This is a genomic window from Psychromonas sp. (assembly GCF_983033635.1).
Genome location: NZ_CEZLMY010000096.1, coordinates 1 through 13,702 on the forward strand (window position 1 = coordinate 1; position 13,702 = coordinate 13,702).

General features: G+C 40.1%; 6 protein-coding genes. All 6 read left to right on the forward strand.

Annotated elements, in window-relative coordinates:
- Positions 1-254 precede the first annotated feature (254 nt).
- The 6 genes from AC4GME_RS12405 to AC4GME_RS12430 all read left to right on the forward strand — a co-directional run bounded on the left by AC4GME_RS12405 (position 255) and on the right by AC4GME_RS12430 (position 13,500).
- Positions 255-1,922 (forward strand): sensor histidine kinase, encoded by a 1,668-nt coding sequence (locus AC4GME_RS12405; protein ID WP_490377606.1) that lies wholly within the window; start codon positions 255-257, stop codon positions 1,920-1,922.
- 3 nt (positions 1,923-1,925) lie between these two features.
- Positions 1,926-3,467 carry an HD domain-containing phosphohydrolase gene (locus tag AC4GME_RS12410; protein WP_490379476.1) on the forward strand — a complete coding sequence of 514 codons (1,542 nt, stop codon included), beginning with the start codon at positions 1,926-1,928 and terminating at the stop codon, positions 3,465-3,467.
- 602 nt (positions 3,468-4,069) lie between these two features.
- Entirely contained in the window at positions 4,070-8,587 is a 4,518-nt protein-coding gene (gene gltB / locus AC4GME_RS12415) for a glutamate synthase large subunit (protein WP_490379477.1), read from the forward strand.
- The gene (locus AC4GME_RS12420; RefSeq protein ID WP_490377940.1) at positions 8,587-10,056 is read left to right on the forward strand and encodes a glutamate synthase subunit beta; all 1,470 of its coding nucleotides are present in this window, start codon (positions 8,587-8,589) and stop codon (positions 10,054-10,056) included. Before gltB ends, AC4GME_RS12420 begins: the two co-directional genes overlap by 1 nt.
- A gap of 97 nt (positions 10,057-10,153) precedes the next feature.
- Positions 10,154-11,719: a Na+/H+ antiporter NhaC family protein gene (locus tag AC4GME_RS12425; protein WP_490377939.1), complete on the forward strand. Its 1,566-nt coding sequence runs from the start codon at positions 10,154-10,156 to the stop codon at positions 11,717-11,719.
- 158 nt (positions 11,720-11,877) lie between these two features.
- Positions 11,878-13,500 carry an NAD(P)/FAD-dependent oxidoreductase gene (locus AC4GME_RS12430; RefSeq protein WP_490377938.1) on the forward strand — a complete coding sequence of 541 codons (1,623 nt, stop codon included), beginning with the start codon at positions 11,878-11,880 and terminating at the stop codon, positions 13,498-13,500.
- Positions 13,501-13,702 lie beyond the last annotated feature (202 nt).

Consider the following 13,702-nt stretch of genomic DNA (forward strand, 5'->3'; position numbering starts at 1 on the left):
CCTCATGCTGTGCCTTATTCTGGTCTCCGAGCTGAGTCCTGATAAAGCACCTTGAGGTATCATGGGTATATACCAATATAAATTTATAAAAGCCACATTAAAAATGATTGATAATTAATTAAAAAGTGTGAATTTAGCCCTGCAATAACTCTATTTTTGGTTAAGCTTATAGCCAGCCACTTGGAAATAGGCAACTCTGTAAGTTGACTATCTGTATTATTTTTAGGTAATCATATGTTTATAGGCGGAACATAATGGATGCAAATTCAAAGTTGCAAAAAGCACATTCTAATAACACTCGTTTATTTTCCCCCGTTACCTTATTGACCTTTATTTGTGGTATTGCCGCGCTAATTTTTTCATTTTTTTCTTACAGCACAGCGCATGGGGTACAGGAAACCAATGAAAACCGTTATCAGTCATATTTATTGGCGGACCAGTTACGTTTAAGTTCAGATCAACTTACTTTGATGGCTCGCAGCTATGTGGTGACAGGCAACGAAAAATATTTACAGTTTTATAATGATATTTTAGCAATCAGAAATGGCACTAAGTCTCGGCCAATGCATTATCACCGAATTTACTGGGATCTATTAATGCCTGAAAGTGGTAAAACGTCGGTGGCTGATGGAGAGAAAAAAGCATTTAAGCAATTGATGTTTGAATTGGATTTTACTAAACAAGAATTTGAGATGCTAGAGAGGGCGCAGAAGCGATCCAATCAGTTAACTTCTCTGGAGTTTAAGGCTTTCGCTATAGTGAAAGAGGGGATCGAAAATAGTGTTAATTATCAACAGTCGCAGCAGCGTCGTTTAGCTTTGTCGCTTCTATATAGCAACGACTATTTCCTCGAAAAATCAAAGATTATGTCATTAATTAATGAGTTTTTTGCATTGCAGGAGTCGCGCAGTGCGCAGCGTGTTCAGTCGATGCAGTTACAGCATTACTGGACAACTAATTTAGCTATTTTATCGTTTGTTTTATTAGTTATTTTACTTGTATACAGTTTGTATACTCGCATGTATAGCAAAGAGCAGTTTGTTAAAGCATTAAGAAAAGAGGTCGCAAATCGTACTTTTGAGCTATTTGAAAAACGAGAGCAGTTAAAAGCAGTTATCTCGGAAATGGAGTTAACCCGAAATCAGCTTGTTGAAGCGGAAAAAATGGCCTCGTTAGGCAATTTGGTCAGTGGTGTGGCTCATGAGGTTAATACGCCACTAGGGGTGAGCGTTACATTAGCGTCTCATTTACAAGATGAAACTACGGATTTACTTAACAATGTGGAAAGCGGGCAATTAAAGCGTTCTGATTTAGAGCGTTACTGTAGTGAATCAAATGAAAACTGCCAGCTCTTATTGTCAAATTTAGCGCGGGCAGCTAATCTCATTCGCAGCTTTAAACAGGTTGCTGTGGATCAGGGCTGTGAAGAGGTGCGTTCATTTAAGGTTAGTCAATATCTACAAGAGATATTACTTAGTTTGCACCATAAGCTTAAAAAAACACAGATTCAAGTGAATATCGAGGCACCTGAAAATGAGATAGAAGTACAAACGTACCCAGGTGCACTTGCGCAAATTGTTACCAACTTAGTGATGAATGCATTTATTCATGCCTTTGATAATGGACAGGAAAGTGGACAGATACTGTTTTCTATTGAGTTTGATAACAGTAACGTGCTGCTCAAAGTTTCGGATGATGGTAAAGGTATGGAAAAATATGTTTGTGACAAAATATTTGAGCCCTTTTTTACCACTAAACGTGGTTCTGGGGGAAGTGGTTTGGGGATGAATATTGTTTATAACCTAGTGGTTCATCAACTGCTCGGTACTATTAGTTGCCAATCAAGCATTGGTAAAGGTTCGACATTTTTACTGCAGTTTCCAATGCGGATAGAGAGCGAAGCTAGCGGTGAAAGAGGATAATATATGGATTGGTTAGCAGAAGATATTACAGAGACAGATACAGAGACTGCAGCAGTCGAAAATGTTGAATACTGCAATGTGTTAATTATTGATGATGAAGAGGATGTACATGCCGTCACGAAGTTAACCATGAAAAACTTTTTATTTGAAGGCAAACGTATGCGTTTTTTTAGTGCGCATTCCGCTCGGGAAGCGCGAGACATTTTACAAAAAAAGGATAAATTTGCGTTAATTTTATTAGATGTGGTGATGGAAACGGAAAATGCGGGATTGGATTTAGCTAAGTTTATTCGCCAGGAATTAAAAAACCGTTTTAGTCGCATTATTTTACGCACTGGACAACCGGGTATAGCACCAGAGCATAGTGTCATTCGTAACTTTGATATTGACGGCTACAGAAATAAAACAGAACTGCGCAAACTAGATTTGGAGTCTGCTTTTTATACCTCTTTACGAGCCTATCGTGATATTTGTCAATTACAAAAACATCGTGAAATTCTAGAGCAGGTAATTGATTCAATTGCAGGTATTAGCCAAATTAGCGATTTACTCAGTTTTGCCTCAGCGGTCTTTGCACAAATAAAATTAGTGCTAAATCTTTCAACGAGTAAGGTGCTAATTGACTCAACCGAGGCGTTTGCAATTTCGAAAATGGAAGACAAGTTAAATATGTTTTCGGCCAATGCAGATAGTGTCCGTGTGTTAGTTCACAGCGAAATAAAGGAATTACCGGACCATGAGCGTAAACTTTTTGAATATGCTATGGAAATTAAAACTAACTTTCATAATGATAACTATTATGTCTATTTTCACCATTCAGATCGTGGTTACGATACTATTTTCGCTTTTGAAACAGAGCGAACTTTAGCTCGCTCTGAAGAGAACATGATCGATCTCTTTTTGCGTAATGTTTTATTAAGTTACGAAAATCTCCTGTTGGCTAACGCTTTTGAAGAAACGCAAGAATTAGCGATTACTTTAATGGGCGGAACAATGGAATCGCATTCTAAAGAGACTGGAGAACATGTTGTGCGGGTTGGTTTGTTTGCGATGCAGTTAGCCAAACTCAGTGGTGAAAATAATTTTTATTGTGAACGGATTCGTTTGGCTGCGCAATTGCATGATATAGGCAAAGTTGGGGTACCAGATCATATTTTGAAAAAAGAGGGTAAATTAGATGCAGATGAATGGGAACAAATACAACTGCATGTTATTAAAGGCTGGGATATTTTACAGGGGCAGGACAATTCTATTATAAAAATGGCGTCTAACTTAGTGCTTGACCATCATGAAAAATGGGATGGTTCCGGTTATCCCAATGGTAAAAAGCAGCATGAGATCAGTTTAGAGGGCAGAATTACCGCTATTGCAGATGTGTTTGATGCATTATGCAACAAGCGCTGTTATAAAGAGGCATGGCCATTAGAAGACGCTAGGCAAGAAATAATTAACAGTTCAGGTAACCATTTTGATCCGCATTTAACTTCTTTGTTTATTGATAACTTTGAAATATTCGCAGAGATTTGTGTTCAGCATCCCGATTAGGTTATCTGTTTATTGAATTTCAATCTCCAGAAAAGAATAAAAACAGATATTAAGTGAATTAATATTCACTTAATATCTACTCCCTTCCTACCCGTTCACTATTATTTATTAGCAACCTGCGAACTGTCCACTCTTGTTTATCATCAAATTACTATCTGTTTAGCGACCAATTATTCACTATTACATCAAGAAATGATTGGTTTTTAAGCACAAATGTAATGTTAAAGTAAATGGGAAGCTTGCTGTCAATGTGTTACAAGCCGTTAACAATAGTCACTGAACGAGAAAAACAAGAAAATTGGATTTTATGCGTTTGAAACGGTAGTATATGCCCAAAATTACGCCTGTTATATGGGTTGATTGAAAAGAAGTGGTGTATGAGCCCTGTGCTTACTAGGGATACTATGCGCGTTATTTCTTATTAAGGAAGTTTTCTAATTAAGTGTATTTTGCTTTAAAAAGTAGTTTCCTTTACTAAAAAGTAAAATCTAATTGCTTGTTTTTTTGCTTCTGCAGATAAACAGGTCGTGTATAGCATTTTGAAAACATTAGAACGGAAAGAGTAAAGATTACTTTACTGTTTTATCTTGAAGGACATGTTTATGACTAATATAGAGCAAAACGCTCAAGGCCTTTATGTGCCAGAGATGGAGCATGATGCCTGCGGTATCGGCTTCGTAGCACATTTAAAAAATAGCAAGTCACATAAAATTGTGACTCAAGCATTAGATATGCTTGCGCGTATGGAACACCGTGGTGGTCAAGGTTGCGATCCATGTAGTGGTGATGGTGCTGGTATTTTGTTGCAAAAACCGCATGAGTTTTTAGTAACGGAAGCACTTAAAGAAGGAATTACCTTACCTAAGTTTGATCAATACGGCGTAGGCACAGTCCTATTCCCTAAAGATGCAAACCAACGTAAAGAATGTCGTGATATTTTAGAGCGTAACGTTGAGCGCTTAGGTCTTGAAGTTATTGGTTACCGTGTTCTTCCTACCGATAATTCAATGCTTGGTGCCGATCCGCTTAGCAGTGAACCACAGTTTGAACATATGTTCGTAACTGGCGGTGCTGATATGGATCCTGCTGTATTAGAACGTAAATTATTCATTTTACGTAACTACTCTGTGCGTATCTGTTTACAGTCTGTTGCTGGTATAGAAGATAACTTCTATATCAATACCTTCTCGTACAAAACAATCGTATATAAAGGTCAGTTAACTACTGAACAAGTACCTCAATACTTCCTTGATTTACAAAACCCGGCAATGGTTACAGCGCTTGCTCTTGTGCATTCGCGTTTCTCTACCAATACATTCCCACGCTGGCGTTTAGCACAACCTTTCCGTTACATCGCACATAACGGTGAAATCAATACAGTTCGCGGTAACATTAACTGGATGAAAGCACGTGAAGCGCTGCTTGAAGCTGAATTCTTTACTCGTGAAGAGTTAGATATGTTAATGCCTATCTGTACTGATGGTATGTCTGATTCGGCAAGTTTTGATATGGCATTAGAACTTCTTGTTCTTTCTGGCCGTAGTCTGCCACATGCATTAATGATGATGATTCCTGAAGCTTGGCAAGAAAACAAGAATATGGATCCAACACGCCGTGCATTCTACCAATATCACGCGAACATTATGGAACCATGGGATGGCCCAGCTTCTGTATGTTTCACTGATGGTGTACAAGTTGGTGCGACACTGGATCGTAACGGTCTGCGTCCTTCTCGTTACTGTGTAACAAAAGATAATTTCCTAATTATGGCATCAGAAAGTGGTGTTGTTGAAATCGAACCGGAAAATATTAAATTCCGAGGTCGACTGCAACCGGGTCGTATCTTCGTTGCCGATCTTGAACAAGGTCGCATTATCTCTGATGATGAAGTGAAAAACGGTATCGCTGCACAACAGCCATATGAAACTTGGTTATCAGATAACCTAGTGAAATTGGAAGATCAACCTGCTGCTTTAGAGCGTAATCTGCAACCAAACGATGGCCATCTATTACGCCGCCTACAAGCATTCGGTGTGAGTTCAGAAGAAGTAAATGAAATTGTACTTCCGATGTTCAAAGACGGAAAAGAGCCGCTTGGTGCTATGGGGGCCGATTGGCCGCTTGCAGTACTTTCGCACCAGTCTCAGCATCTGTCTAACTACTTCAAACAGCTATTTGCTCAAGTAACGAACCCGCCAATCGATCCGATTCGTGAGCGTATGGTTATGTCACTTAAAACCTACTTAGGTAAAGATCAAAATCTATTAAGTGAAACACCAGAGCACTGTCATAAAGTAGAACTTGAGTCGCCAGTATTAAGTAATGCTGAACTTGAGAAAATCAATGCACTTGATCATAAACATCTGCAGGCTAAAACATTAGACACTATGTTTAAAGCGGATGGTACCCCGGGGCAGTTAGAAAAATCGATTAAACGTATTTGTCGTTATGCAGAAGATGCAATTAACGATGGTTACTCGATTATTATTCTTTCTGACCGTAATGCAACCTCTGACCATGCAGCAATTCCTGCAATGTTAATCACAGGTGCTGTTCACCATTACCTAATCAAAAAAGGCCTTCGCGCACTTTGTGATTTAGTGATCGAGACGGGTGATGTTCGTGAAACGCATCATTTCGCAACGGTAATCGGTTACGGCGCATCTGCTATCAACCCTTACTTAATTGAAGAGATGATTGTTGATTTACAAGCTAAAAAACGTCTGCCAGCTGAAAAATCGGTTGATGATGTTTTTGCTTCATATAAAGCAGCAATCGATGCGGGTCTATTAAAAATATTCTCGAAAATGGGTATTTCAACCATTCAGTCTTACCAAGGTGCGCAAATTTTTGAAGCGCTAGGTATTAGTAAGTCTGTTGTTGATAACTACTTCAAAGGCACAGTAACACGTATTCAAGGTTTAACCATTGATGATATCGCCACTGAAACGCTAGTGCGTCATCGTTTTGCTTACCCGTTGCGTGAAGTACCGGTAACACGTTTAGATGTTGGTGGTGTTTACCAATGGAAACAACGTGGTGAAAAACATCTGTTTAACCCGACAACGATTTCATTACTGCAAGAGTCTACTCGTAATAAAAATTACGAACAGTTCAAAGAGTACTGTGCGGCCGTTGATGCACAAGGTGATGACGCGGCAACGTTACGCAGTCAGTTTGACTTTGTTGCTAATCCGAATGGCCCAATCTCAATTGAAGATGTAGAACCTGCGGATAATATCTTAAAACGTTTTGCAACCGGTGCGATGAGCTTTGGCTCTATCTCACATGAAGCGCATTCGACGTTAGCTATCGCGATGAACCGCATCGGTGCGAAATCTAACTCTGGTGAAGGTGGTGAAGATCCTGCTCGTTTCTTACCAAAAGAAAACGGTGACTGGGAACGCTCTGCAATCAAACAGGTTGCTTCAGGTCGTTTCGGTGTAACTTCATATTACCTGACTAACTCTGCTGAAATTCAGATTAAAATGGCACAAGGCGCAAAACCGGGTGAAGGTGGTCAATTACCAGGTCATAAAGTTGATGACTGGATTGGCCGTACACGTCACTCGACTCCTGGCGTAGGTCTAATTTCACCGCCACCGCATCACGATATCTACTCAATCGAAGATTTAGCACAGCTAATCTACGATCTGAAAAACGCTAACCGTAAAGGTCGTGTTAACGTTAAGTTAGTATCTGAAGCGGGTGTTGGTACAATCGCCACAGGTGTTTGTAAAGCAAAAGCGGATGTTGTACTTATCGCCGGTTTTGATGGCGGTACAGGTGCATCACCTGTTTCTTCAATTCGTCATGCAGGTTTACCTTGGGAACTTGGTCTGGCTGAAACGCATCAGACGCTTCTGAAAAACGGCTTACGTAACCGTATCGTTGTTCAGGCTGATGGTCAGATGAAAACACCTCGTGACTTAACCGTTGCCGCATTATTAGGTGCTGAAGAGTGGGGCGTAGCAACAGCTGCACTAGTTGTTGAAGGTTGTATTATGATGCGTAAGTGTCATTTAAATACCTGTCCTGTTGGTATCGCGACACAAAACAAAACATTACGTGAACGTTTTGACGGACGCGTTGAAGATGTTGTGACTTTCTTCCAGTACTTGGTTCAAGGTATGCGTGAGCGTATGGCTGAACTTGGTTACGCAACAATCACAGATATGGTTGGTCAGGCACAAAGCCTGAAAGTGCGTGAAGATATCAAACATTGGAAATACAAAAACTTAGATTTAAGCACGGTATTATTCAAACAAGCACCTAAAGCTGAAGATGGTCTATTTAACCAAACCGGTCAAAACCATAATCTTGAAGCTGTATTAGATAGAAAACTGATTGAACTGGCTAAGCCTGCGCTGGAAAATGGTGAAGCAGTTTCTGGTGAGTTTGATATTCTTAATACCGACCGTAGCTGTGGCACCATGCTTTCTAATGAAATTTCGAAAGTGTATAACAATCAAGGTCTGCCACAACCTATGCAAGTTAAATTTAACGGTAGCGCTGGACAATCATTCGGTTGTTTCCTTGCAAAAGGTGTTGAGTTTACTGTTGAAGGTGACGCAAACGATTACTGGGGTAAAGGTTTATCCGGTGGTCAAATTGTTGTTTACCCATACAAAAAATCAGATATTGTTGCTAAAGACAATATCATTGTAGGTAACGTATGTTTCTACGGTGCAACCTCTGGTGAGTCTTACATCGGCGGTATGGCTGGCGAACGTTTCTGTGTACGTAACTCGGGTGCAGAAGTGGTTGTTGAAGGTATTGGTGATCACGGTTGTGAATATATGACTGGTGGTATCACAATTATCTTAGGCTCTACAGGCCGTAACTTTGCAGCTGGTATGAGTGGCGGTGTTGCGTATGTTTGGGACCAAGATGGCAGCTTTGCAAGCAAATGTAATATGGAGCTTGTTGACCTGGATCCTCTGGAGCAAGAAGATAAAGATATTCTATTAGCAAAAGTAACTAAACATGATCAGTTAACTGACTCTGACGTTGCTAAAGCATTCCTAGCTGATTTAGAGACAAGTCTAGGTCAAGTGGTGAAAGTTATGCCACGTGATTACAAAGCGGTATTAGCTGCTCGAGCGAAAGGAGAAGCATAATGGGTAAGCCAACTGGATTTTTAGAATTAGGGCGTGAACTACCGGGTAAATTGCCGGTAACCGATCGTCTTAAAAATAATAAAGAATTCGTACAAAACGAAGAGTTTGCTAACAAAATTAGTGACCAGGCTTCGCGTTGTATGGATTGTGGTGTTCCTTTCTGTCATAACGGTTGTCCGATTGGTAATATCATTCCTGAATTCAATGATGCGGTATATCGTGAAAGTTGGTTGGAAGCTTGGGAAATCTTAAGCTCTACCAATAATTTCCCGGAGTTTACTGGCCGTGTATGTCCAGCTCCTTGTGAGAGTTCATGTGTTCTTGGTATTAATCAAGATCCAATTACGATTTGTAATATTGAAAAAACCATTGTAGAAAAAGCTTACGCTAACGGTTATGTTAAGCCTAAGATTCCTACAGCTCGAACTGCTAAAACAGTCGCAATCGTAGGCTCAGGTCCTGCTGGTTTAGCGGCAGCAGAGCAGCTAAACAGTGCTGGTCACACAGTAACTGTTTATGAGCGTGATGAGAAAGTGGGTGGTTTAGTACGTTTTGGTATCCCAGACTTTAAACTAGGCATGGATGTTATCGATCGTAAAGTTGCTGTTATGGAAGCTGCTGGTATCAAGATGGTTGTGAATGCTCACATCGGTGTTGATTTTGATGCAAAAGAGTTACGTAAACAGTTTGATGTCGTGCTTCTAACGGGTGGTTCAACAGTTCCGCGTGATTTACCAATTCCTGGTCGAGATCTTAAAGGCGTGCATTTTGCAATGGAATTCCTAGGGCAAAATAACCGTCGTGCTAATAACATGGATCTAAAAACAGAAGAGATTCATGCTAAAGATGATCACGTTGTGGTTATCGGTGGTGGTGATACTGGTTCTGACTGTGTGGGTACATCAAACCGTCATGGTGCCGCAAGCGTAACGCAAGTGGAAATCATGCCGATTCCACCAGAAAAACGCACGGTGAACATGCCTTGGCCTTCATACCCAATGATCTTAAAAACAACCACTTCGCATGAAGAGGGTGTGGATCGTCACTGGTCAATCTTAACCAAAGAATTTATTGGTGATGCCGACGGTAATGTTAAAGAGTTAGTTCTTGCTGATATCGAGTGGGAAAAAGCAGTTCCTGGTCAACGACCTAGTTTCAAAGAGGTTGAAGGTTCTGTTCGTTCAATTCCTTGTACTAAAGCATTCTTAGCGATGGGTTTCTTACACCCAGAGCCAACAGGTGTATTAGCACAGCTTGAAATTGCTTTAGATGAGCGTGGTAACGTACAAACAACTGACTTCCAGACAAGTCAGAAAGGTGTATTTGCTGCCGGCGATATGCGTACCGGTCAATCATTGATCGTTCGTTGTATCAACGAAGGTCGTGAAGCTTCACGTGCAATTGATGCATACTTAATGGGTTCTTCAAACTTAGAAGCTCTTGATGACTCATTAATGTTAGCTAACTAATAGTTAACATTACAATTTGTTAAAAATAAACCCCCTCTCTTTTAAAGAGCTGGGGGTTTTTCGTTAAATAGACAAAGAAAAAAAGGTAAAAAATAAAATGACATTAATCGATTTTGCAGCGTCTCCGCTGTCGATTTTGCCAGCAATTGTTGCATTGGGTTTAGCGATTATCACCCGTCGAGTATTGATCTCGTTAGGTGTTGGTATCGTTTTAGGCACATTGCTGTTAGTAGATTTCTCTTTTGTTAATGGTGCCGTCTATATCTTTAATACCGTCAAAGGTGTAGTGATTGAAGATGGTGGTATTAATAGCTGGAATATGAGTATTGTTGCATTCTTATTATTATTAGGAATGATGACCGCGTTATTAACCCTTTCGGGGGGAACGCGTGCTTTTGCTAATTGGGCACTAGATCATATTAAAGATAAACGTGGTGCATCATTATTAGCTGCTTTTTTAGGGGTATTTATCTTTATTGATGATTACTTTAATAGCTTGGCTGTGGGTTCTATTTCACGTCCGGTAACTGATCGGTTTAATGTGTCACGTGCAAAGCTTGCTTATATCCTTGATTCGACAGCTGCACCTATGTGTATATTGATGCCTGTCTCGAGTTGGGGGGCGTATATCATGACCATCATTGGCGGTATTTTGCTTAGCCATGGTATTGCAGATTATTCGCCGTTAGGTGCTTATATGCGTTTAATTCCAATGAACTTTTATGCCATCTTTACCCTGTTAATGGTATTTGCAGTGATCTGGTTTAAGCTCGATATTGGTTTGATGAAAGAGCATGAAATTGGCGCTGAAAAAAATGGCTCAATAAAAGACAATGATAATGAAGCCGTGAATCTGCATGATGAATTCGGTATCGATGAAAGCGAAAAGGGTAAAGTCTCAGATCTGATTTTCCCTATTGTCACTTTGATTATAGCAACGCTGTTTTTCATGTTATATACAGGTAACCAAGCGTTAAGCGCAAGTTCATTGCCCTTCTCGGTACTTGGCGCATTTGAAAATACAGATGTTGGTAAATCGTTATGTTATGGCGGCTTAGTGGGATTACTGTTTTCATTTGTGATTGTAATAAAGCAAAAACTTGCCTTTTCTCTGATTTCTAAAGCGTTATGGATTGGCGCTAAATCAATGTTTGGCGCAATTATTATTCTATTTTTTGCCTGGTCAATTGGTAGTGTGATTGGTGATATGAAAACGGGTGCTTACCTCTCTTCATTAGTGCAGGGTAATATTGGCTTACACTGGTTACCAGTAATTTTATTTGTATTATCTGGTGCAATGGCCTTTGCTACAGGTACATCATGGGGCACATTTGGCATTATGTTACCGATTGCTGGTGATATGGCTGCTGCGACAGAAATTAGTCTGATGTTGCCGATGTTAAGTGCGGTATTAGCTGGTTCTGTATTTGGTGACCATTGTTCACCTATTTCCGATACCACTATACTTTCATCAACCGGTGCTCGTTGTAAACATATCGACCATGTAGCGACACAATTACCTTATGCATTATCTGTTGCTGCGATTTCTGCAGTCGGCTTTATCGTGTTAGGTTATACAGCTTCAATAACTGTTTCGTTAATTGCTTCTTTTGTAGCATTTAGCTTTGTTCTTTTTGTTATGAAGATGTTCGCAAAAAGATAATAGATTATTTCTATGTTTGCTTTAAAAAACCAGCTATAAGCTGGTTTTTTTATGTGCGGAATTTATCTCCAAAGTGCATTCCCTTATAATTTCAATTTAGATATAGATCACGTAAACTACGCGCTACTCTTTTGCCCTTATATTTTTCAGGTGAACCAATGATACGTTTAAACCAAGTTAAACTTCCACTCGATCATAGTGACGATGCACTGCAGAGATTTGTCTTAAATAAACTGTCGATTGCAGCTGAGCAGTTGGTGGATATTCATGTGTTTAAACGAGGTTATGATGCGCGTAAACGTAATGTGATTACGCTGATATATACGCTTGATATCACGCTTAAAGATGTAGATGAAAGCGCGATATTAAGCCGTTTTGAAAAAGATCAAAATGTGCGTGTTTCACCAGATACGACATATAAATATGTCGCACAAGCACCTGCAGATTTAACTGAACGTCCAATCGTAATCGGTATGGGGCCTTGTGGTCTATTCACTGCCCTGATTTTAGCGCAGATGGGTTTTAAACCAATTCTTTTAGAACGCGGGAAATCAGTGCATGAACGTTCAAAAGATACTTTCCGTTTTTGGCGTAAGGGAGAGTTAAATACTGAATCAAATGTGCAGTTTGGTGAGGGCGGTGCAGGTACATTCTCAGATGGTAAATTATATAGCCAGGTAAAAGATCCCAACTTTCTTGGCTTGAAAGTAAAACAAGAGTTTGTTGCAGCTGGCGCGCCCGCTGAAATTATCTATGTCAATAAACCGCATATTGGTACTTTTAAACTGGTTACTATGGTTGAACGTATGCGTAGAAAAATCATCGAACTTGGCGGTGAAATTCGTTTTCAAACACGTGTTGAAGAGATCAATATCGAAGGTCAAGGTGAAAATAGGCAAGTCACAGGTGTTACCTTAAACGGTGGTGAGGTGATTAACTCAAAGCATATAACCTTAGCAATTGGTCATAGTGCGCGCGATACTATTGCGATGTTACATGATAAAGGTGTGCACTTAGAAGCGCAGTCTTTCTCTGTCGGTTTCCGTATTGAGCATAAACAAGAGATGATTGATAAATGCCGTTTTGGTATCAATGCAGGACACCCTATTTTAGGTGCGGCTGATTACAAGCTGGTGCATCACTGTAAAAATGGCCGCAGCGTTTATAGTTTCTGTATGTGTCCAGGTGGTGTTGTTGTTGCTGCGACTTCGGAAACCGAAGCGGTTGTAACTAACGGTATGAGCCAGTATTCCCGTAGTGAACGTAATGCCAACAGTGCGATTGTTGTTGGGGTTTCGCCAAGTGACTTTGATAATGATCCACTGCAAGGTATCGCACTGCAGCGCAAACTGGAGCGTAATGCCTATATTCTTGGGGGCAGTAACTATGATGCACCAGCACAGCGAGTTGGTGATTTCTTAGCCGGTAAAGACGCGAAACCATTTGGACCGATTGAACCATCGTACAAACCAAATGTAAAAATGACAGATTTAAGTACCAGCCTGCCTGATTTTGCCATTGATGCCATTCGTGAAGCCTTACCTGCATTTGATAAAAAAATTCGTGGCTTTGCTAAAGCAGATGCGGTGCTTACCGGCGTTGAAACGCGTACTTCATCACCTGTACAAATTAAACGTGGTCCAGATTATCAGAGTATTAATGTTAAAGGTTTATATCCGGGTGGTGAAGGTGCAGGTTATGCCGGTGGTATTTTGTCAGCAGGTATCGACGGTATTAAAATTGCTGAAGCAGTCGCTGTGGATATGTTAAAAGAGCTTTAATTCGCTAAGCCGCTGCTGATTTTATCTCGCAACTATATTCGATGGGGTATAAAAATTGCAGAAGCGGTAGCGTTGGATATGCTTAAAGCTTAATAAAATGGTTAATAGCTAACTTTTACATTAATGAAAAAGCCGAATAGTTAGTTCCAATGCCGATCGTTTAAGAAAACTTGAACGATCTTGCAGATAGATCATAATCCTC

What these genes read in the sequence shown, in the direction of transcription:
- AC4GME_RS12430 (WP_490377938.1), top strand. Translation starts at nt 11,878, where the DNA reads ATGATACGTTTAAACCAAGTTAAACTTCCACTCGATCATAGTGACGAT.
- AC4GME_RS12425 (WP_490377939.1), top strand. Translation starts at nt 10,154, where the DNA reads ATGACATTAATCGATTTTGCAGCGTCTCCGCTGTCGATTTTGCCAGCA.
- gltB (WP_490379477.1), top strand. Translation starts at nt 4,070, where the DNA reads ATGACTAATATAGAGCAAAACGCTCAAGGCCTTTATGTGCCAGAGATG.
- AC4GME_RS12405 (WP_490377606.1), top strand. Translation starts at nt 255, where the DNA reads ATGGATGCAAATTCAAAGTTGCAAAAAGCACATTCTAATAACACTCGT.
- AC4GME_RS12410 (WP_490379476.1), top strand. Translation starts at nt 1,926, where the DNA reads ATGGATTGGTTAGCAGAAGATATTACAGAGACAGATACAGAGACTGCA.
- AC4GME_RS12420 (WP_490377940.1), top strand. Translation starts at nt 8,587, where the DNA reads ATGGGTAAGCCAACTGGATTTTTAGAATTAGGGCGTGAACTACCGGGT.